General features: G+C 67.7%; 22 protein-coding genes. 14 read left to right on the top strand and 8 right to left on the bottom strand.

Features of this window, described 5'->3' with window-relative positions:
- Nucleotides 1-67: 67 nt before the first annotated feature.
- Both ACYVN4_RS27340 and ACYVN4_RS27335 read left to right on the top strand, forming a co-directional pair.
- On the top strand, nt 68-805 hold the full coding sequence (locus ACYVN4_RS27340; protein WP_460724869.1) for a phosphoglyceromutase: 738 nt from the start codon (nt 68-70) through the stop codon (nt 803-805).
- A gap of 264 nt (nt 806-1069) precedes the next feature.
- A complete protein-coding gene (locus ACYVN4_RS27335; RefSeq protein WP_460724868.1) occupies nt 1070-3118 on the top strand; it encodes a CocE/NonD family hydrolase in 2049 nt (682 codons plus the stop codon).
- A 93-nt stretch (nt 3119-3211) separates the two neighbouring features.
- Here the strand turns inward: ACYVN4_RS27335 and ACYVN4_RS27330 are convergent, their stop codons facing one another.
- From ACYVN4_RS27330 to ACYVN4_RS27320, 3 genes are all read right to left on the bottom strand, one after another.
- Nucleotides 3212-4249 (bottom strand): medium chain dehydrogenase/reductase family protein, encoded by a 1038-nt coding sequence (locus ACYVN4_RS27330; RefSeq protein ID WP_460724867.1) that lies wholly within the window; start codon nt 4247-4249, stop codon nt 3212-3214.
- Between the two features lie 81 nt (nt 4250-4330).
- Complete coding sequence (locus tag ACYVN4_RS27325) at nt 4331-4894, bottom strand: TetR/AcrR family transcriptional regulator (RefSeq protein WP_460724866.1); 564 nt, start codon at nt 4892-4894, stop codon at nt 4331-4333.
- A gap of 40 nt (nt 4895-4934) precedes the next feature.
- A complete protein-coding gene (locus ACYVN4_RS27320; RefSeq protein ID WP_460724865.1) occupies nt 4935-5582 on the bottom strand; it encodes an NADPH-dependent F420 reductase in 648 nt (215 codons plus the stop codon).
- An 88-nt stretch (nt 5583-5670) separates the two neighbouring features.
- On the opposite strand from ACYVN4_RS27320, the gene ACYVN4_RS27315 reads away from it, so the two are divergent.
- The 3 genes from ACYVN4_RS27315 (at nt 5671) to ACYVN4_RS27305 (ending at nt 8158) form a co-directional block, all read left to right on the top strand.
- The gene (locus ACYVN4_RS27315; RefSeq protein WP_460724864.1) at nt 5671-6057 is read left to right on the top strand and encodes a winged helix-turn-helix transcriptional regulator; all 387 of its coding nucleotides are present in this window, start codon (nt 5671-5673) and stop codon (nt 6055-6057) included.
- Between the two features lie 164 nt (nt 6058-6221).
- Nucleotides 6222-7472 carry a sensor histidine kinase gene (locus ACYVN4_RS27310; protein ID WP_460724863.1) on the top strand — a complete coding sequence of 417 codons (1251 nt, stop codon included), beginning with the start codon at nt 6222-6224 and terminating at the stop codon, nt 7470-7472.
- A complete protein-coding gene (locus ACYVN4_RS27305; protein ID WP_379360433.1) occupies nt 7469-8158 on the top strand; it encodes a response regulator in 690 nt (229 codons plus the stop codon). Before ACYVN4_RS27310 ends, ACYVN4_RS27305 begins: the two co-directional genes overlap by 4 nt.
- A gap of 130 nt (nt 8159-8288) precedes the next feature.
- Here ACYVN4_RS27305 and ACYVN4_RS27300 read toward each other — a convergent pair whose 3' ends face one another.
- The 5 genes from ACYVN4_RS27300 to ACYVN4_RS27280 form a co-directional block, all read right to left on the bottom strand.
- Complete coding sequence (locus tag ACYVN4_RS27300) at nt 8289-8645, bottom strand: hypothetical protein (protein ID WP_460724862.1); 357 nt, start codon at nt 8643-8645, stop codon at nt 8289-8291.
- A 185-nt stretch (nt 8646-8830) separates the two neighbouring features.
- Nucleotides 8831-9286: a hypothetical protein gene (locus ACYVN4_RS27295; RefSeq protein ID WP_460724861.1), complete on the bottom strand. Its 456-nt coding sequence runs from the start codon at nt 9284-9286 to the stop codon at nt 8831-8833.
- Between the two features lie 26 nt (nt 9287-9312).
- Nucleotides 9313-9873 carry a hypothetical protein gene (locus ACYVN4_RS27290; RefSeq protein WP_460724860.1) on the bottom strand — a complete coding sequence of 187 codons (561 nt, stop codon included), beginning with the start codon at nt 9871-9873 and terminating at the stop codon, nt 9313-9315.
- A 57-nt stretch (nt 9874-9930) separates the two neighbouring features.
- Complete coding sequence (locus tag ACYVN4_RS27285) at nt 9931-10614, bottom strand: hypothetical protein (protein ID WP_460724859.1); 684 nt, start codon at nt 10612-10614, stop codon at nt 9931-9933.
- A gap of 100 nt (nt 10615-10714) precedes the next feature.
- Nucleotides 10715-11623: a hypothetical protein gene (locus ACYVN4_RS27280; RefSeq protein WP_460724858.1), complete on the bottom strand. Its 909-nt coding sequence runs from the start codon at nt 11621-11623 to the stop codon at nt 10715-10717.
- A gap of 65 nt (nt 11624-11688) precedes the next feature.
- Here ACYVN4_RS27280 and ACYVN4_RS27275 point away from each other — a divergent pair, with 65 nt between their 5' ends.
- The 9 genes from ACYVN4_RS27275 to ACYVN4_RS27235 all read left to right on the top strand — a co-directional run bounded on the left by ACYVN4_RS27275 (nt 11689) and on the right by ACYVN4_RS27235 (nt 20470).
- Complete coding sequence (locus ACYVN4_RS27275) at nt 11689-12681, top strand: Ppx/GppA family phosphatase (RefSeq protein WP_452401072.1); 993 nt, start codon at nt 11689-11691, stop codon at nt 12679-12681.
- Complete coding sequence (locus ACYVN4_RS27270; protein ID WP_460724857.1) at nt 12678-14528, top strand: hypothetical protein; 1851 nt, start codon at nt 12678-12680, stop codon at nt 14526-14528. The genes ACYVN4_RS27275 and ACYVN4_RS27270 overlap by 4 nt, the downstream gene beginning before the upstream one ends.
- Nucleotides 14529-14541: 13 nt before the next feature.
- Entirely contained in the window at nt 14542-15471 is a 930-nt protein-coding gene (locus tag ACYVN4_RS27265) for a sugar phosphate isomerase/epimerase family protein (protein WP_460724856.1), read from the top strand.
- Between the two features lie 78 nt (nt 15472-15549).
- Nucleotides 15550-16446, top strand: a complete 897-nt coding sequence (locus ACYVN4_RS27260; RefSeq protein WP_460724855.1) for a thioesterase family protein — start codon at nt 15550-15552, stop codon at nt 16444-16446.
- 172 nt (nt 16447-16618) lie between these two features.
- Nucleotides 16619-17437, top strand: coding sequence for a pyrroline-5-carboxylate reductase (gene proC / locus ACYVN4_RS27255; protein WP_460724854.1), 819 nt, complete (start codon nt 16619-16621; stop codon nt 17435-17437).
- 213 nt (nt 17438-17650) lie between these two features.
- A complete protein-coding gene (locus tag ACYVN4_RS27250) occupies nt 17651-17893 on the top strand; it encodes a helix-turn-helix domain-containing protein (RefSeq protein ID WP_040813644.1) in 243 nt (80 codons plus the stop codon).
- A 197-nt stretch (nt 17894-18090) separates the two neighbouring features.
- Nucleotides 18091-18192: a 30S ribosomal protein bS22 gene (locus ACYVN4_RS27245; RefSeq protein ID WP_003402602.1), complete on the top strand. Its 102-nt coding sequence runs from the start codon at nt 18091-18093 to the stop codon at nt 18190-18192.
- A gap of 227 nt (nt 18193-18419) precedes the next feature.
- A complete protein-coding gene (locus tag ACYVN4_RS27240; RefSeq protein ID WP_460724853.1) occupies nt 18420-19451 on the top strand; it encodes an NAD-dependent epimerase/dehydratase family protein in 1032 nt (343 codons plus the stop codon).
- Nucleotides 19448-20470: a lysophospholipid acyltransferase family protein gene (locus ACYVN4_RS27235; protein ID WP_460724852.1), complete on the top strand. Its 1023-nt coding sequence runs from the start codon at nt 19448-19450 to the stop codon at nt 20468-20470. Before ACYVN4_RS27240 ends, ACYVN4_RS27235 begins: the two co-directional genes overlap by 4 nt.
- Nucleotides 20471-20498: the final 28 nt, after the last annotated feature.

Here is a 20498-nt window from a genome sequence, read left to right as displayed (position 1 = left end):
CGGGCGGGCATAACCCCAGCGTGAGGGCCGGGGATGCACACAGATCGCCGCGTGGGAGGATGCATTCATGACGTACACCCTCGTGCTGCTGCGCCACGGCGAGAGCGAATGGAATGCACTCAATCTGTTCACCGGCTGGGTCGACGTTCGTCTGACCGACAAGGGTGTCGCGGAAGGCAAGCGTGCCGGCGAATTGCTGGCCGAGCACGGGATTCTCCCGGATATCGTCTACACCTCCCTGCTGCGCCGTGCCATCAGCACCGCCAACAATGCCCTCGACGCCTGTGACCGGCACTGGATTCCGGTGGTCCGCGACTGGCGTCTGAACGAGCGCCACTACGGTGCGCTGCAGGGCAAGAACAAGGCGGAGACCAAGGAGCAGTACGGCAACGACCAGTTCATGCTGTGGCGTCGCAGCTACGACACTCCGCCGCCGCCGATCGAGTCCGGCACCGAGTACTCGCAGGACGGCGACCCGCGCTACGCGGGCATCGAGGTCCCCGCGACGGAGTGCCTCAAGGACGTCGTCGCCCGCATGGTCCCGTACTGGGAAGACACCATTGCCACCGATGTTCGCGCCGGTAAGACCGTTCTCGTTGCCGCGCACGGCAATTCGCTGCGCGCCCTGGTGAAGCACCTGGAGAACATCTCCGACGAGGAGATCGCCGAGCTGAACATCCCCACCGGCATCCCGCTCAAGTACGAGCTGGACGACAACCTGCGCCCCCTCGGCCCGGGCGTCTACCTCGACCCGGAGGCCGCCGCCGCCGGTGCCGCCGCGGTCGCGAACCAGGGCGGGAAATAACAACTCTCGCGGTACTCAGGGCTTCGCCCTGAAACCCTCGAATTGATGCCCCGCCCAAGGAGATTGGGCGGGGCATCATTTTGTTCGCATTCGACTGTGATATGCATCTCACTACGTGACCGTAGGGTATTTCGAACTGCCGCAATCGAATTTGCCGAGTTGTTGCCCGTTTAAATGGGTAACTGTTACCTAGGGTTTGCAACTTACTTTCGAGTAGATATGCTGCTGAACGTTCGACCATTTGCGAGAGGTAGATCACGTTCGATGAGGCACGCGCTACAGGCCACGGTGTTAGCCACCGCGGCCGCTCTGCTCCTTCCGATGACCGGCATCACCGCTGATGCCGACGCGCCCACCGGCCCGGACGGCGGTTCCGCCGGAGCCGCCTGGACCGCCACCGAGGATGGGGCGCAGCAGTATCCGAACGTCTCCATCGACTGGGACGTCCCGATCACCATGAGTGACGGCACCGTCCTGAAGGCGAACGTCTACCACCCGGCCGACGCCGCGGGCCACCGCATCGACACCCCGACGCCGACCATCGTCAACCTGACGCCCTACACCAAGCTGGTGTCGAACGTCGCCGACAGCGCCTTCTCCATCCCGGGCCTGTCCGATGCGCTGCTCAATGTCTTCCGCAATATCCGCCTCGACGGCACCCCGCTCACCGGCTTCGGCGAGCTGCTGAACGCGGCGGGCAACGGCGAACTCCGCAACTTCTCCGTCGACCGCCAGCTCATCAAGTCCGGCTACACGCAGGTCGTCGTGGACGTGCGTGGCACCGGCTTCTCGCAGGGCGAATGGGACATGCTGCGCGGCCGCGAGCAGCAGGACACCGTCGAGGTCATCGACTGGGCTTCCAAGCAGGGCTTCAGCAACGGCCGCATCGGCATGAACGGCCTGTCCTACTCGGCCATCAACCAGGTGCAGGCCGCCGAGAAGCAGCCGCCCGCGCTCAAGGCCATCTTCCCCATCGTGCCCGGCAGCGACCTCATCGACGACGTGCTCGCGCCCGGCGGCGGCTTCGGCTTCAACTTCATCCCGCTGTGGCTGGGTGCGATCAACGGCCTCAAATGGGTGCCGGACCTGGCGTCCATCGCCGCGGGCACCTTCGACTTCAAGTGGCTGCAGGATCGCGCCAACGATCCCTTCGGCTACCTCGACGTGCTCATGTCGGCCTACACCAGCACCAACATGGACAGCCTCGACCCGCGCGTCAAGGACATGCTCAACGGCATGACCCAGGAACGCTCCGAATGGCTGGGCGATCCGAGCCAGATCCAGGTCCCGACCTTCGTCACCGGCGGCTGGCACGACCTGTTCACCTACTCGGAATCCAAGATCTACAACCAGATTCCGCTGCCGCCCGGCCAGAAGCAGCTGCTCATGGGCAACACCTACCACGTCACCTCCGGTGCCGACGTGAACCGGGTCGGCGCACCGCCGCGCCTGGACGTGCTGCAGCGCGCCTGGTTCGACAAGTGGCTCAAGGGCATTGACAACGGCATCGACCAGTACGGTCCGGTCACCCTCAAGACGCAGGGCGGCGGGTGGAACACCCAGGGCGGATTCGGGCCCACCGCACCGGCTTCCGAGGCCGCGGACTACCGCCGCATGTACCTGTCCTCGCAGCGCTCCGGCACCGCGGGCAGCGTCTACGACGGCTCGCTGACCGGGGACGCCAACGGCGACACCGACCGGCTCTCCGTCGCACCCGGCCTGACCACCATCTGCTCCAACGACGCCGCCCAGGCCACCGCGGGCATCCTGAACCTGGTCGACGCCTGCGCCAAGGACTCGCGCATCGCCGAGACCAACGCGCTCACCTTCACGAGTGCGCCGGTCGCCGAGGCCAGCACCATCTCGGGCCCGATCGCGGTGCGGCTCAACACCGTTCAGGACGCGGCCGACGGCTACTGGACCGTCACCGTCAACGACGTCGCCCCCGACGGCACCTCCACCGTGCTCAGCTCCGGCTCGCTGATGGCCTCGCTGCGTCAGGTCGACGAGGACCGCAGCACCCGCTCCGCCAACGGCGACTACACCGACCCGCGCGCCTTCACCTCCCTGGACAAGCGCCAGGAGACCGTGCCCGGTGAGGCCACCACCCTGGATATCGCCCTCGGCGGCACCCAGGCCGTGCTGCAGCCCGGCCACCGGCTGCGCGTGGATGTCTTCGCGGGCAACTTCCCCAAGGGCCTGCCCATCCTGCCGATGCTCATCGACACGGGCCTGAAGCCTGAACACCTGCAGCTCGATCCGGATCGACCGAGCTTCGTGAACATCCCGGTCCGCGGTAACACCGGCTGGTGAATCCGTCCCTCCGGGATTGAAGCCCCGGGTGTGCACAACGGCGTGCACACCCGGGGTTTTGTTATTGGACACCGTATTTTGTGCCAGCATCTTTCACGCTTCGGCATCGCCGACCAGGATGACTTTGCCGGTAACAGTGCCGGATTCGGCGAGGGTGAGTGCACGGGCGGCCTCCCGCAACGGGATTCGGGCCGCGATCTGCGGCTGCAGCGCACCCCGCTCGGCCAGCTCGAACACCGAGCCCAGATCCGCGGCGATCCGCGACCGGAACCGCGCGAGCCGCCGCCGTCCGGCCCAGATGTTGAAGAATGACGCATTCCGCTTGTTGGGCAGCGCATTCCACCACAGCAGCCGCGCGAACAGCTTCAACACCGGCAGCCGGGAATCGCCCTCCTCGTTCTTGGTGGCCGCGCTGCCGTACGAAACGAGCGTGCCGCCGGGAGCCAGCAGCCCGAACGAGTCCACGATTCCGGGCCCGCCCACGTGATCGAAGACGGCGTCCACCCCGCCCGGCGCGAGTGCCCGCACTTGCGCGACGACATCCCCGCGATAGTCGACCGGCTCCGCGCCGAGTGCCGCCACCGCGTCCGCATTGCGCGCCGACGCTGTCCCGATCACCCGGATCCCGGCCGCCTTCGCCAGTTGCACCAGCGTCGAGCCGACGCCACCGTTCGCGCCGTGCACCAGAATGGTCTGCCCGGCACGGACTTTCGCGCTGCGGTACAGCATCTGCCAGGCGGTGATGCCATTGACCACGAAGGTCTCGGCCGCGTCCGCCGCCAGCCCGTCCGGCACCGGCACCAGATCGCCCGCCGGCACGGTGAGGTGGCTGCTCCAGCCGCCGATCTTGGTCAGCGCCGCGACCCGGCGGCCGACCAGCGCCGGATCGACCCCGGCCCCGACCGCCAGCACGGTGCCGACCACGTCGTAGCCGGGCACGAACGGGAACGCGGGCTGGTCGTAGTACTTGCCGCGCCGCATCTGCTGTTCGGCGAAGGACACACCCGTCGCCTCCATTTGCAGCAGCGCCTCGCCCGCTCCCGGCGGCGGCAGTTCACGGTCGGTGACGATCAGGCCCTCCGGCTCGACGCGGCCCGGCAGTACGACCTCGGTGGCGGTGATGTTCGACATCGGTCTTTCCCTTCAGGATGAGTGACTGGTCAATCACTCGATGGTCCAAAGAAAGCGCCCTGATGTCAGGGCGCGGCAAGCTCAGTTGAAGTGGCGGATTCCGGCGGTGAGGGTGGCGGCCCAGGGGCCGTCGCTCGCGTCCAATCCGAGGGTGGTGATCAGGTGGCACAGCTGGCCGTAGGCCATGAAGTGCTGCACCTGTTCACCGCTGCCCTTGGATCGAGACTCGGCGAACTCGGTGACCCGCTGCAGGCCGCGGCGCACGGCCTCGGCGATATCCGGTACATCGGCCGCCGACAGCGCGTGCACCTGCAGCATGAGCAGGGACTTGTCCACGATCAATTCGGCGTAGGCCCCGCCCATTTCGTGCAGGATCTGCTCCGGATCGCCGCCCGGTACCCGAGCGGCCCCGGCGGACAATGCCCCCTCGACGCGCTCGAAACACCGGTCCAGCGCGGCGACGAACAACTCCACCTTGCTGGGGAACAGCTTGAACACGTACGCGGGCGAGATCCCGGCCGTCGCGGCGACGGTATTGATCGGGGTCCCGTGGAATCCGGTCTTGGCGAACTCGGTGATGGCCGCATCCAGCACGGCTTCCCGGCGAACGTCCGAGGTGGAGAGGGCGATCCCGCGTCTGCTCATGTGAGTGACTGTACACTCACTCTCGATTGCCTGGCAACCCCTACTCCTCGTCGGGCACCGCGAAAGCAGCCTCCACCGGCGGGAACATGGCTCGGGCATCCTGGCCCGAGAACCACAGGCCGACAACGAAAGCCGAGGTGGCTTCCAGATATCGGGCCCGGCCCAGGCCGCCCGCGTGGACGGCGTGCAGCTTCAGATCCCCGGCGAGCGCGACCACCGTCGCGATCGCGTCGGCGTCGTCGCCACAGAGCGGGACGGTCAGTGGCCGGCCCTCGAACTCGCGATGCGGACCCGCCCACACCTCGGCCGCGAGCAGATTGAACGCCTTCACCACCCGCGCTCCGGGCGCGCCCGCCGCGATGCGTTCCGCAACGGCCGGTTCGGACAGGCCGAAGCCGCCGGTGTCCGGGGCGAAGGCATTGGTGCAGTCGATCAGGGTGCGACCCGTGAAGTCGCCCACGCCGAGCACCTCGGTGATTGCATCGACCGGCACCGCGAGCAGTGTCACCTCCCCGAATGCCACCGCGTCCCCGATGGTCGCCGCTCGCGCCCCGTGCCCGATGGCCGTCGCCGCCTCCTGCGCGCGGTCCGGGGTGCGCGCCCCGATCGCGATGTCGTGCCCGGCCGCGGCCCACCCGCCGCCCAGTGCCCGGGCCATCTGCCCGGCCCCGATGATTCCGATCCGCATGTGAACTCCTTGGTCTCGCTGGTGAATTCGACGCTAGGAATCCCGATACGCACCCGCGGGTGTCCAATGCCGGTGGCAGGCTGTATTCATGACGGCGGAGATCAGCGAACCGGTGGAGTTCGCCGAGTACGGCGGCCTCGAATCCGACTGCCCGGCGCGACTCGCCGTGGACGTTTTCGGCAATTCGTGGCTGACTGTGATCGTTTACACACTTCGCGAGGGCCCCATGCGCCCCGTGCAGCTGCGCCGGTCCATCGGCGGCATCAGCCAGAAGATGCTCACCCAGACCCTGAATCGCATGATCTCGATGGGGTTGCTGGAACGTCGCCGCTACGCCGAAGCCCCACCGCGCGTTGAGTATTCGCTGACTCCCGCCGGGCGCGATCTGCTGATCCCGATCTTCGCGCTGGGGGAGTGGGCGGACCGCCACGGCGACTCCGTGCGCACCGCGCTCTACGGCGATCCGGAGGACTGATCGGTCGCCCCGAAAGCGGTTGCCGCCAGGCCGCTCACCAGCACGGATACGCTGACCGAACATTGCGTGAACGCCGGGCTAACACGGGCGGAAGTGCCTATGACCTGCGTGAAACTTCCAGCACCCCGGGTTTGACCCTGCTTAGGCGACCGTACGATTCAGTTGTGAGCGTTCCACAGGCCGTGCTTTTGGCAGTCCTGGCGGCCGTAGTTGGACTGGCCGTCGGCGGACTGCTCATTCCGTATGTGAATGCTCGCCAGGAGCGGTTGCGGGCCGCCACCGACACCGGGCTGACCATGTCGCAGGTCCTGGACCTGATCGTGCTGGCCTCCGAATCCGGCATCGCCGTGGTCGACCAGTACCGGGACGTGGTGCTGGTCAACCCACGCGCCGAGGAACTGGGCGTCGTGCACGACCGCCTGCTCGACGAACGCGCCTGGGCCGCGGTCGAACAGGTGCTGTCCACCGGCCAGGACGTGGAGTTCGAGCTCACCGCCAAGATCCCCATGCCCGGCCGCGCCCGCCTCGCTGTCCGAGGAGTTGCTCGGTCGCTGTCGCAGGAGAATCCGAACTTCGTGGTCCTGTTCGCGGACGACGATTCCGAGCAGGCCCGCATGGAGGCCACCCGCCGCGACTTCGTCGCCAATGTGAGCCACGAGCTCAAGACCCCGGTCAGCGCCATGAGCCTGTTGGCCGAGGCGTTGCTGGAATCCGCCGACGATCCGGATTCGGTGCGGCACTTCGGCGAACGCCTGCACGGCGAATCCCGCCGCATGGGCAAGATGGTCACCGAGCTGATCGCGCTGTCCCGCCTGCAGGGCGCGGAACGACTGCCGGAGCTGGAAGCCGTCGATGTCGACACCGTCGTCACCCAGGCCCTCGAGCGCTCCCGCAATGTCGCCGAGGCCGCGGGCATCACCGTCTCCACCGATGCCACCAGCGGCCTCGAGATCCTCGGCGATCAGACGCTGCTGGTGACCGCGCTGTCCAACCTGGTCGAGAACGCCATCGCCTACTCCCCGCGCGGCTCGCACGTCTCGGTGAGCCGGGCGCTGCGCGGCGGCTATGTCAATATCGCGGTCACCGATCGCGGCATCGGCATTTCCAAGGAGGACCAGGAGCGCGTTTTCGAGCGTTTCTTCCGGGCCGACAAGGCGCGCTCGCGTGCCACCGGCGGTACCGGCCTCGGGCTGGCTATCGTCAAGCATGTGGCCGCCAACCACAACGGTGAGATCACCCTGTGGAGCAAACTGGGCACCGGATCGACGTTCACCCTGCGTATCCCGGCCCACCCTGCCGATTCCAACGGGCAGGTCGACAAGAAGCTTGCCGCCGGTGTTCCGGTGGCCAAGAAAGAAAACGGCCAGCGTCCCCTCGGGCGGGCCAGAACCAACGGTGTGGAGGCAACCCGATGACGAGTGTGCTGATCGTCGAGGACGAGGAGTCGCTGGCCGATCCGCTCGCGTTCCTGCTGCGCAAGGAGGGGTTCGAGGTCACCGTGGTGGGCGACGGCCCGTCCGCGCTGTCCGAATTCGACCGGTCCGGTGCGGACATCGTCCTGCTCGATCTCATGCTCCCCGGCATGAGCGGCACCGACGTGTGCAAGCAACTGCGTGCTCGCGGCAGCGTCCCGGTCATCATGGTGACCGCGCGGGACAGCGAGATCGACAAGGTGGTCGGCCTGGAACTGGGCGCCGACGACTACGTCACCAAGCCCTACTCCTCGCGCGAGCTGATCGCTCGCATCCGCGCGGTGCTGCGCCGCGGCGCGGGCGAGGAGCCCGACAACGGCAGCGAGACCAGCGTCCTCGAGGCCGGCCCGGTGCGCATGGATGTGGACCGCCACACCGTGCAGGTCAACGGCAAGGGGGTGACCCTGCCGCTCAAGGAGTTCGACCTGCTCGAGTACCTGCTGCGCAACTCGGGTCGCGTGCTGACCCGTGGACAGCTCATCGACCGGGTCTGGGGTGCCGACTACGTCGGTGACACCAAGACCCTCGACGTGCACGTCAAGCGCCTGCGCTCCAAGATCGAGTCGGACCCGGCCAAGCCCGAGCACCTGGTCACCGTGCGTGGCCTGGGCTACAAACTCGAGGCGTAGCTCTCCGAATACGAAAAGAACCCGCCCGCTTCGGTTTTCCGAAGCGGGCGGGTTTCATGCCTTCTCCCCGACAGAGATTCGTGCATCCCCCGCCCAGGTCCGTACTGCCCCCGCCGAGTTCGGGCTGGGACTACGCGTTCGGGTCGGACTGCATGGTGTCGACCCACGCGGTGCCGAGGCCCGGAAGCTCCTGCTGCTGCAGGATGATCCAGCCCAGGCCCGGGTTGTCCTGCTGCATGCAGCCGTACCACGGCACGTCCGCGCCGTTGCCCTTGCAGGCGATGGTGTGGCTGGTGCCGTACGGGCTGACGATGAGCATCTTGCCCGCGTCCTTGGCGCCCAGCGCGGCCGGATCGTTGTAGGGCACGAAATCGGCGGTGCGATCGGAGAAAGCGGACGGATCGGGAGTATCGGCGAACGCTTGCGGCGCAATGGAGATAACGGCACCGGCGGCCAGGGCCGCGACGGCGAGGGATTTCTTGATCATGGGCAGGATGTCTAACACGTTCCGGTGAATTGGCAATAGCCGGACGATGTCACGCATACTTCCGGCTATTCACACTCCGAGGTCACCGGGCTGACGGGGAATCGAAATATACTTCCACGCAGCCTGATTCGATGGTCGGTCACCGGCACCGATTGTTCACCTGCCGGACACCCCGACCACCGCCGCTAATTCCCCGTGGTGCCGCTGCTCCCGCTGCCCAGCGGCCCGGCCGGGCCGAAGCCGCTCCCGGAACTCGACGAGCCCGAGCCCAGCGGTGCATCCGCCACCTGCACCACGATCGACTGGCTGTTGGGCCCCTGCGACGCGGTGAGGGTGTGCTTGCCGCTGGTGTTGGGCTTCCAGGCGATCGAGGCGTGGCCGACCGGCCACGGGACCTTGGGCGCGCCGATGTCGTGCCCGTTGTCGGTGAAGGTCACCAGCAGGCCGATCGACGCGCCGCTGAGCGTGGCCGAGACGGTGTAGGTCGTATCGACCACCAGGGTGCCCTGATCGACGCTGACGGTGTCGACCGCCGCCAGCGACGCGGGGGCGGCGAGCACCGCGGCCGCCGCGAGCGCGGCGAAACCCGTGATCCCCACGGCGGCGCGGCGTGCGCCGACCCCGGATGGTGTGTTGCGCATGGTTTTTCTCCCGAATCCCGGACCGGCTAGCTGCTGCCGAGGAGTCCGTGCAGCAGACCGCTGATCAGCGAGCCCGCGCTGCCGGTCGCGCTGCCCGTGCCGCTGCCCGAACCGCCGCTACCCGTGCCACCGCTGTTCGGCTGGGTGGTGGTGGCCGGTGTGGTGGTGGTCGGGACCGGGTTGGCGGGCGTCGGCGGCGTGTAGGTGGGAGTCGGGACCGAGGTGTCCGCCACGGTCAGGATCAGCGGCTTCGTGCTGCTGCCCTGGGTGAGCGTGATGACGTGCGGGCCCGCGGCGGTGGGCTTCCAGGTGACGCTGCTGTGCCCGGCCGGGAAGGGGGCCGTCTCGGCCGGGGTGTTGAGGTTGACGCCGTTGTCGGCCCAGACGACCGGCAGGCTGCTGTCGGTCCCGGAGAGGTCGGCACTGAGGGTGTAAGTGCCGCCGACGACGGGCGTGGTGCTGGAACTGCTCAGGGCGTCGACGGTGGCGTTCGCGGGTGCGGTCGTCATCGTGATTGCGGCGGTGCCGGCGGCGGCCACCGCGGCCAGTCCGGCCCCGATCACGCGGCCGGAGAGGTTGCTGCGCATGGGTACTCCTGTGAGGCGTCTCGGGCTGCGGGCCCGAGGGGGAACTGGGAAATCGGGTCAGAGACCGAAGGGCAGGCCGTTGGCGCTGCCGGTGCCGCCACCGCTGGGCTGGGTGCTGGTGGTCGGCGGAGCCGTCGTGGTGACGGGCGGCTCGGTGGTGGTGGTCGGCGGCACCGTCGTGGTCGTCGGCGGCGCTGTCGTGGTGACCGGCGGCTCGGTTGTCGTGGTCGGCGGCACGGTGGTGGTCGTGGGCGGGACCGTCGTGGTGGTCGGGGGCACCGTGGTGGTCGTCGGCGGGACCGTGGTCGTGGTCGGCGGGACCGTGGTCGTGGTCGGCGGGACCGTGGTGGTGGTCGTCGGGGTCGACCCGTCGGTCACGTTGACGATCACCGTCTTGTTGCTGCTGCCCTGGGAGAGCGCGATGATGTGCTGGCCGGGGGTGGTCGGCGTCCAGTCGAGGCTCGCATGACCGACCGGCCACGGGATCTTCCCGACGTCGGTGAGGTTGTGGCCGTTGTCGGTCCAGTAGACGAGCAGGCCGATCGAGGCGCCACTGAGGTTGGCGCTGAGGGTGTAGGTCTGGCCGACGACGTGATCCGTGCCCGAGACGCTGATCGAGTCGACGGTGGCATTGGCGGCCGGTGCGGGGGTACCCACCAGAACCGCGACGGCCCCGGCCGCGACGGCGACACCGGCCACGCCGATGCCGAGATGTCGTCGTGCGGGCGAAGTCTTGCTCATGTGTTCTCCTGTGCTGGACCCATGAGGGGTTGGGTCAATCGCACAGTAAGTGACACCAGTTCTGAAAATCTCAGTTTTCAGAAAGTTACCGAACGGTCAGCTAACTCTTCTTGGTCTTGGGTCCAGTTTTGCCGCCGCCGGCCTGCGCGGCCTCGCTCGCGGCCTTCTCCTGGGCGATGACCGTGGCCGGGTGAACCGCCACGATGCCCAGGCCCTGCCGCCGCTTGCAGTGCGCCGCCAGCTCGTCGTACGCGGGCTTGCCGATCAGCTCGATCAGCTCCGGCGCGTACGCCTCCCACACCGGCCGGGTGCCGACGTGTGCGTCCGGCGAACCCGTGCAGTACCAGTTCAGATCCAGTCCGCCCGGACCCCAACCGCGGCGGTCGTACTCGCCGATCGCGGTGCGCAGGATCTCCACCCCGTCCGGTCGTTCCACCCACTCCTGGGTGCGCCGAATCGGCAGCTGCCAGCAAACTTCCGGCTTGACCGTGAGCGGCTCCAGACCCTTGCGCAACGCCATGGTGTGCAGCGCGCAGCCGATGCCCTCGGCGAAACCCGGGCGGTTGAGGAAGATGCACGCACCGTCGAAACGCCGGGTGCGCAACGCCGGTTCGTCGTCGAGGTCGTCCTCTTCCAGATACAGCTTCTTGCGGACCCGGCCCTTGTCGTCGGTGGCCTCGGGCATCAGCTGCCAGTCCTCGGGTGTGAGCATTTTCACAGCCTCGTGCAGCTTCTTGCCGTCCTCCTCGTCGGAGAGGAAGGCGCCGTGCGAGCAGCAGCCGTCGTTCTCGCGGCCGTCGATGATGCCCTGACAGGCGGGAGTGCCGAAGACGCAGGTCCAGCGCGACAGCAGCCAGGTCATATCGGCCGCGATCAGGTGCTCGTCATTTGCTGGATCAACGAACTCGATCCATTCCCGTGGGAAGTCGAGTTCCACTTCGGGCGTCGGGTCGATCTTCGCCGCTGGTCGCAGCCCGGTCGGTCCGCTCGCCGATGCCCCTGTCGTCACAACGCGGAACGCTAACAGCTCAGTCGCCTGGCCAGAAGTCGTGACGCACCCAGTACCGTGTTCTTGTGCGGCTCGGTGTACTCGATGTGGGAAGCAATACCGTCCACCTGCTCGTGGTGGACGCGCATCGTGGTGGACACCCGATGCCTATGAGCTCGACGAAGTCGGCCTTGCGGCTATCGGAGAGCATGGACGACGAAGGCCGGATCACGGCCGCGGGCGCGGCCCGGCTGACCGCCACGGTAGCCGAATTCGCAAGCATCGCAAAGACTTCCGGCTGTGTGGAGCTGATGGCCTTCGCCACCTCCGCGGTCCGCGAGGCGACCAATTCCGAAGAGGTCCTGGCCCGGGTGCGTCGCGAGACCGGCGTCAATCTGAAGGTGCTCTCCGGTGTCGACGAGGCTCGACACACCTTCCTTGCGGTGCGCCGCTGGTACGGCTGGAGCGCCGGGCGGATTCTCAATCTGGATATCGGCGGCGGCTCGCTCGAGATGAGCAACGGCGCGGACGAGGTCCCGGATGTGGCGCTGTCGCTGCAACTGGGCGCCGGCCGCCTGACGCGCGATTGGCTGCGGCACGATCCGCCGGGCAAACGCCGCGTCGCGGTGCTGCGCGACTGGCTCGACGCCGAGCTGGTGCTGCCGAGCAAGCAGCTGCTGGAGATGGGCCGCCCGGATCTGGCGGTGGGCACCTCCAAGACCTTCCGCTCGCTGGCGAGGCTGACCGGAGCCGCCCCCTCTGTTGCGGGACCGCGAGTTCGGCGTACCCTCACCAGTTCCGGCCTGCGGCAGCTGATTGCGTTCATATCGAGAATGACAGCGGCGGACCGGGCAGAATTGGAAGGCGTAAGTTCTGATCGGTCACAACAACTCGTGGCCGGTGCGCTGGTCGCGGAGGCGAGTATGCGGGCACTGTCCCTGGATACGCTCGAAATATGTCCCTGGGCACTGCGAGAGGGATTGATCTTGCGCAAACTGGATACCGACCTTGATAGCGAACCGATAGCCGGCGGCCCCGACAGCGGCCTGTCGGGCCCGATCGAAACGGTGTCTCGATGACCGAGGATGCAAGTCAGCTGTCCGTCGCCGAGCTACTGGCGCGGAACGGGCAGCAGAGTGGTGCCCCCGCCGGTGGTGGGGGACGCAGACGTCGAAGTGGCCGTGGCATTTCCGTCGCGGAACTGACCGGTGATATTCCGGTGGTGAAGGCGGGATCGTCCTCACATGCCGCGCCGGATGAAGCGGTTTCGGATTATGGAGATGCGGCCGCGTCCGCACCCGAACCAGCTCCGAACGATTCGGACTATTCAAACTTTTCGAACTTCTCGAATTATTCTGATTACTCGAACTTTTCGGATTACTCAGACTTTTCGGCTCCCGGATCCCCAGCGCAGCCGGACTATTCGTCGTACGCCGCGGTACCCGATCCGGACCCCGCGTATTCACCGCTGTCCGGCCCGATCTCGTACTACGACCCGCTGGCCCCGGCCCCGCAGCCGCCGTCCCTACCCGAGCCGTCCGGTCAGAACTGGTCCGCCGGCCTGGACTGGCCGCCGACCGAGAACCCGCTACAGCCGGACGGTCGTTCCACCGGCGGGGGTCGCCGCCGCAAGCCGGATCCCCTCGATGCCGAGACCTCGCTGGATCGCCTGAACGGCACCGAGACTCCCGCGCCGCGCGAGGGCGGTCGTCGCCGTCGCTACGACCCGGAAGACGACACCACCGACGAGGTGCACCCCTTCCGCGGCAACAACGGCAACAACGGTTTCCCCGGCGGTAACGGCGCCACCCGCGACGCCGCCTCGGATGCCATGCGCGACATCACCGCGCGCGCCGGCCGGGACGCCGCACCCCGCCCACTGGATCCGCGACCGCCGCTCGACGAGCCGGCGCGCACCCAGTTCAATCCCACGGCCTTCAACCCCGCGCCCCGCCAGCCCTTCGAGGACGCCGCGCGCACCCAGTTCAATCCGGCCGCCCAGCCGTTCAATCCGGCCGCCCAGCCCTGGTCGCCGCCGCCCGGACCCGAACCGCTGCCGCGCAACGGCCGTCCGGCCTTCGACCCGCAGCAGGCCGCTCCCGCCGCCCCGCCGATGTCGCGGTCGGCTCGCCGACATGCCGAGGCCCAGCAGGCGCCGCCGCTGGCGCCGCCCGCCGAGCGGCGCGGCGGCGTCGATCACGGTGCGGCCGACGGTCTTCCGGCGTGGTCCGCGCGACGACGGCCGGGACGCGACGCCGAGCCGGTTCCCGATCAGGCCGCGGTGCCGACCGCCGCATGGTCGTCGCTGGCGGACTCCGATCAGCAGCTGCTCTCCGGCGAATCGGTTGCCGGGGATTTGATGCGCGACGCGCAGAACCGGGAAGACGAACGCGTCGAACGGAATTCGCGCGCGGGCGGCCACGGTGGCAAACGGCGCGGCGGCATCGGCCGCGGCCGCGCGCCGGTGGCGCCCGAGCCGGAGCCCGACGACCATCTCACCGACTTCTACGAGCCGCTCGACGACGACTACGACGACGAGCCCGCGCCCTCGATGGGCGCCCGGTTCTCGGCGCTCACCCGCAAGGCGGGTGCGCTCGGCCGCAAGTCCCCTCGGGCGTCGGCGCCGGCGCGCTCGCGGGCCAAGGGTCGTTCCGACGAGGACGAGCACCGCCGCCAGTGGCTGGTGATCGCGGGCCAGAGCGTGGGCGCGGCGGTCGCGGGCATGTTGCTGTTCAAGGGCTTCGAGCGCATGTGGGAAATGCTCCCGTGGGTCGCCCTGGCCTTGGCGATGATCGTGATCCTGGGCCTGGTGGCGCTCGTGCGCGTGCTGCGGCGCACCGATGACATTTTCTCCACTGTGATTGCCGTCGTCGTAGGCGTCTTCGTGACGCTCGGACCGCTAGCCTTTCTACTCAGTACGAACTGAGCAGGGAGCAGCAGTGGGGAATTTCGGGCAGGCGCAGGGGGCAGGCACCGAGAACGGGGCGGGGGGCAGGGACGTCCGGGTCGGGCTCTCGACCGCGTCGGTGTATCCGGAGAACACCGAGGCGGCGTTCCGGTACGCGGCCGAACTCGGTTATGACGGTGTGGAACTCATGGTCTGGGCCGAACCGGCCAGTCAGTCCATCGCCACCGTGCAGCATTTCGCGCACAAATACGACACTCCCGTGCTGGCCGTGCACGCGCCGTGTCTGCTGATCTCGCAACGGGTCTGGGGGTCGGACCCGATCGCGAAGCTGACCCGCAGCGTCCACACCGCCGAGGCGCTCGGCGCGGCCACCGTGGTCGTGCATCCGCCCTTCCGCTGGCAGCGGCGCTACGCCGACGGCTTCGCGAAGCAGGTTGCGGAACTGGAGAATTCGAGCCCGGTCGCGGTGGCGGTGGAGAACATGTTCCCGATGCGCGCCGACACCCTGTTCCGCGGCAGCTCGATTCAGCGCCTGGAGCGTCGCGGCGGCCCCGGCCCGTCGATCACCACCTTCAGCCCGTCCTACGACCCGACCGATGTCGGTTTCCGGCACTACACTCTGGACACTTCGCACACCGCCACCGCCGGCGTGGACCCGCTACTGCTGGCGGGCCGCATGGGAGCCGGGCTCACCCACCTGCATCTGGCCGACGGCCGCGGCGCCGCCACCGACGAGCACCTGATCCCCGGCGAAGGCACCCAGCCGGTGGCCGAGCTCTGTGAAATGTTGGTGCACAACGGATTCGACGGTCAGGCGGTGATCGAGGTGAACACCCAGATGGCCCGCACCACCATGGATCGCGCCGCCATGCTGGGTCGCGCGCTGACCTTCGCGCGCACCCACCTCAACGGTTTCACTCCCGCCCCGACGCCGGAGCCGACCGCCGCACATCGCGGATAGTGATTCATCCCACCGCTGGTCCGGAATGACAGTACGGTCCGTTTACGCTGTACAAACCACACGGTGGAAGGACAGTGGATGACAACGGAGTTGACCGTCGAATCGGATTACGCGAGCGAACTCGCGAACGCGCCATTCAGTCGCGTCTGCCGCATGACCGAACTCGATTCGGCGACTCCGGAACTCGGCCGCTATTCGGGCCTGATCGAGCCCACCTGGACCATCGGTAACAAGGTGCACGGCGGCACCATCGTCGCGGGCAGCGCGGCCGCCGCCACCGAATGGCTGCGCCGCACCGCCCCCGAACGTGCCGCCATGTTCCCCATCTCCGCCAGCACCGACTTCCTCGGCGCCCCCGACCCGGGCGAGGTCACCTACGAGGTCCGCACCCGCAAGCTGGGCCGCCAGATCTGCCTGCTCGACGCCGATCTGGTGCAGAACGGCCGCACCCTGGTGCACACCGCCTTCACGTTCAGCCATCTTGACGACTCGGATCCGCAGTACGCGGCCGACCACGCCGGTGACATGCCCGTCGAACCCGCCGCCGACGCCCTCGCCTACGACGAGCGCAATCCCATGGGCAAGCTCGTCCATGTGGCCCAGGGCTCCTCGGTCGCCATCGACCCGACCTGGGCGCGCTTCCTGACCGGCGAAAAATCCGAACCCCGCCTGCGCCTCTGGATCCGCCCCTTCGCCGGCGACGAGGCCGACCCCGACGTCGCCGCCTTCTTCGCCCTGATGTCCGCCGACATGAGCCCCCCGGTCCCGATGAACCTCGGCCACTTCGGCTGGGCCCCCACCGTCCAGATGACCACCTACCTCCGCCGCCGCCCCGCCCCCGGCTGGCTCCGCGTCATCGCCCACAGCCGCGAAGTCGGCAACCGCATGTTCGACGAGGACCAACTCGTCATCGACTCGACCGGCGCCATCGTCGCCCAGTCCCGTCAGCTCGCGCTCATCCCACAACCTCGCTAGCTCGCCCTTGGTCGCCGTGTGCCAAGGCGGCAGCTGATCTCCGCGTCGGTCGGGGTAACTCACCGGGTACGTCCAGAATCGGTTCGGCTCCCAGCCGCCGGAACGGGTTCCCGACGCCAACGGCTCTTAGCCGCCCGCTGAAGGCTCGGGGAGGCGGATTAGCCTGAAACGCATGACGAGGATTGCGGTTATCGGCGGCGGCCGGATCGGTGAGGCGCTGATTGCGGGTCTGCTCGAATCCGGGCGGGCCAACAAGGATCTGGTGGTTGTCGAGCCGGTGGCGGCGCGGGCGGAGTTGCTGGCCGACCGGTTCGGTATCCGGGCTACCGACAGCATCGCCGAGGCCGCCAAGTCCGCCGATGTCATCGTGATCGCGGTCAAGCCGAACGATGTGGACGGCGTGGTCGGCGAGCTCGGCAAGGCGGAGCTCGGGGACGAGCACGATCAGGTGCTGGTGTCGCTGGCGGCCGGTGTCCCGACCGCGCGCATGGAGTCCAAGCTGCCCGCCGGTTTCCCGGTCGTCCGGGTCATGTCGAACACTCCGATGCTGGTCGGCCAGGGTATGAGCGCCATCGCGGCGGGTCGCTACGCCCGCAAGGAGCAGCTGACGCTGGTCACCGAGATGCTGGAGTCGGTCGGCAAGGTGGTGACCGTGGCCGAGTCGCAGATGGACGCCGTGACCGCGGTGTCGGGTTCGGGCCCGGCGTACTTCTTCCTGATCGTCGAGGCCATGGTCGATGCCTCGGTGGGCCTGGGTCTGACCCGCGATGTGGCGACCAAGCTGGTGGTGCAGACCATGCTGGGTTCGGCCGCGCTGCTGGACGAGTCGGGTCAGTCTGCTCCGGAATTGCGTGCGGCCGTCACCTCGCCCGCGGGCACCACCGCGGCGGGTCTGCGGGAGTTGGAGCGCGGCGCGGTGCGTTCGGCTTTCCACGATGCGTTGCACGCCGCAAAACGCCGTTCCATGGAACTCGGCGCGGCCGCGGACTAACGTTGACGGTGCGGGTGTGTGCGTTCCCCGCATTCCAATACTGCTCGGTTGCTAGTTTGCTGCCGGAGGCCGACTCGCCACAGCAAAGGCTGATTTCTCACACCCGTCGCAGCAATCCCACTGGTCCCGCTAAGCTTCAAGGAGCACGTGCGTGTCTGTTCCGCCGGTGGGGAAGCCGGCGGCGCGGACGTGCCGGAGGTCAGTGACGCGATGATGTCTGGAAACAGTCAAGCGAGGTCCGGAAACAGCCCAATCAACGCCAGTTCGGTTATCGGTGGTGGAACTCAGTTCCTCACCGTGGCCGAGGTCGCGAATCTGATGCGGGTATCCAAAATGACGGTGTACCGGTTGGTGCATTCGGGAGAGCTGCCCGCGGTGCGGGTGGGGCGTTCCTTCCGGGTGCACGCGAAGGCGGTGCACGACTATCTGGAGACGTCCTACTTCGACGCGGGGTAGAACGACGGGGTAGTCCGAGAGCCCCCACCCGTTTCGTTCGCCGGAGAGTGGCCCGGTAGCATGGACCGGCATCCTGTACGTGCCGGTGGTGCCGCCGGGTCCATCTCGGCCCGTATCGGGTAGGGACTGTGCAGGGTCAGACAGTGTGCACCCCGCGAAAGCGGGGATGACCCGAGTAGAACGCGAGGAACAACCCTATGGGTTCTGTGATCAAGAAGCGCCGCAAGCGCATGTCGAAGAAGAAGCACCGCAAGTTGCTTCGCCGCACGCGTGTTCAGCGTCGCAAACTCGGCAAGTAAGCCCGCTGCGTCGTAGCTGGAAGCCCGTCACCGTCGGTGGCGGGCTTTCGTTTTTCACGGGTGATTGAAGTCATCGTTAGATCCTGGTTAATACCCTTCGGATGGCACCTACCCGCCGGTTACCCTTGGAGCGCGGGAATACGTGCGGTGACATTTCAAGAGCTTGGGGGCTGCGAGTGGGATCCGGTGCGGCAGGGACCCGAGACGGGCAAGCGCCCAAGGTAGTCATGGTGACCGGTGCGAGCCGGTTCTTCGGCGGCAATGTGGTGGCCCGGCTCGCGGCCGACCCTGCCATCGAGCGCATCATCGCCGTGGATGCCAAACAGCCCAGCCGGGAGTTGCTGCGCCGCATGGGCCGCGCCGAATTCGTGCGCGCCGATATTCGAAATCCGTTGATCCGCAAGGTGATCGACGGTAATCAGGTGGACACGGTGGTGCATCCCGCGGCGCTGTCGCGTCCGCCGTCCGGTGGCGGTCGCGCCGCCATGAAGGACATGAACGTGCTGGGGGCCATGCAGCTGTTCGCGGTGTGCCGCAAGGCTTCCAGCGTGCGGCGGGTGGTGGTGCGTTCCTCGTCCGCCGTCTACGGGTGCAGTGCCAAGGATCCGGTGAAATTCACCGAGGAAATGGGTGCGCGCACCCCGCCGCGCGGCTGGTTCGCGCGGGACATGATCGAGGTGGAGGGATTCGTCCGCGGGCTGGCCCGCAGGCGTCCCGACATTTCGGCCGCCATTCTGCGTTTTCCGCCCATCGTGGGTCCGCAGTTGGCGAAACGCGGTGTGCAGTATTTCCGTTCGCCGATCACGCCCACCATCCTCGGGCGCGATCCGCGCATGCAACTGCTGCACGAGGAGGACGGCATCGCCGCTCTCGTACACGGGGCCATGACGGCCCCGGGTGGCACCTTCAATGTGGCCGGGGACGGCGCCATGGCGTTGTCGCAGGCCATCCGCCGGGCCGGGCGGATCGAATTACCGGTTCCCTACGCGGTTTTCCGCAGTGTCGGGCGCACCGTGATGGGCCCGGTGATGCGGGAGTTCACCGCGGAGCAGATCGACTACTTCCATTTCGGCTGCGGTCTGGACACCACCCGGATGCGCACCGAACTCGGATTCCAACCGCGCTGGACCACGGTGCAGGCATTCGACGACTTCATAGGGGGCGCAGCGTTGCGGCCCGTGATCGATCCCACGTGGATCGACGCCGCAGAGAACAAACTTCTCGGCCTGCTCGGGGCCGGGACGGGAGCACACCAATGAGTGATGTAGCGAAGGTGATTCGACTTCACGACGTGGACTTCGAGGCGCGGCACAATCGCCCGTCTCGGGTGTGGCCGGCGGGGGAACCGGCCGCACTGACCCCGGTGACCTCGCTGACCGATCGGCTCGCCGAAGTCGAAGCGCGTCAGCCCAAGTCGCTGGGGGACATGATTCGGGGGACGGTCGCCGACGGGGTTCGCTACACCGCAGACTTCGCGCGCCGCCGTCTCACCGGCGACTACCTGGTGGACGAGTTCGGCCTGGACGAGCACCTGCTCGAGTCGGTGATCCTGCCGATGCTGCGGCCGCTGTCGGAGCTGTGGTTCCGGGTCGAGGTGGCGGGCATCGAGAACATTCCCGAGGTGGGCGGCGCGTTGATCGTCGCCAATCACGCGGGCACGGTGCCGCTGGACGGGCTGATGCTGCAGCTGGCCGTGCACGACCGGCACCCCAAGCAGCGCGCGCTGCGCATCATGGCCGCCGACCTGATCTTCGAGACGCCGATCATCGGCGGACTGGCCCGCAAGGCCGGGCACACCCTGGCCTGCCCCGCCGACGCCGAAAGGCTGTTGCGCGCGGGCGAAGTCGCGGGCGTGTTCCCGGAGGGCTTCAAGGGCATCGGCAAGCCGTATTCGGACCGGTACAAGTTGCAGCGTTTCGGCCGTGGCGGTTTCGTGTCGGCGGCGGTGCGCACGGGCGTGCCGATCATTCCGTGCTCGATCGTGGGTTCGGAGGAGATCTATCCGAAGCTCGCCGATCTCAAGCCGCTGGCGCGACTGCTCGGCATCCCGTATTTCCCGGTGACGCCGCTGTTCCCGCATCTGGGACCGTTGGGCGCGATTCCGTTCCCGTCGAAGTGGTACATCGAATTCGGCGAACCGATTTCGACCGCCGGATACGAACCCGCGGACGCGGATGATCCGATGACCATGTTCGAGGTGACCGACCAGGTGCGCGAAACGATTCAAGGGACGCTGTACAAGAATCTGATCAAGCGCCGGAATCCGTTCACCGGCTAGATTATTCGAACTGACATACGAATGGCCC

Source organism: Nocardia heshunensis (assembly GCF_054782115.1).
This window is presented reverse-complemented; position numbering and strand designations above follow the sequence as displayed.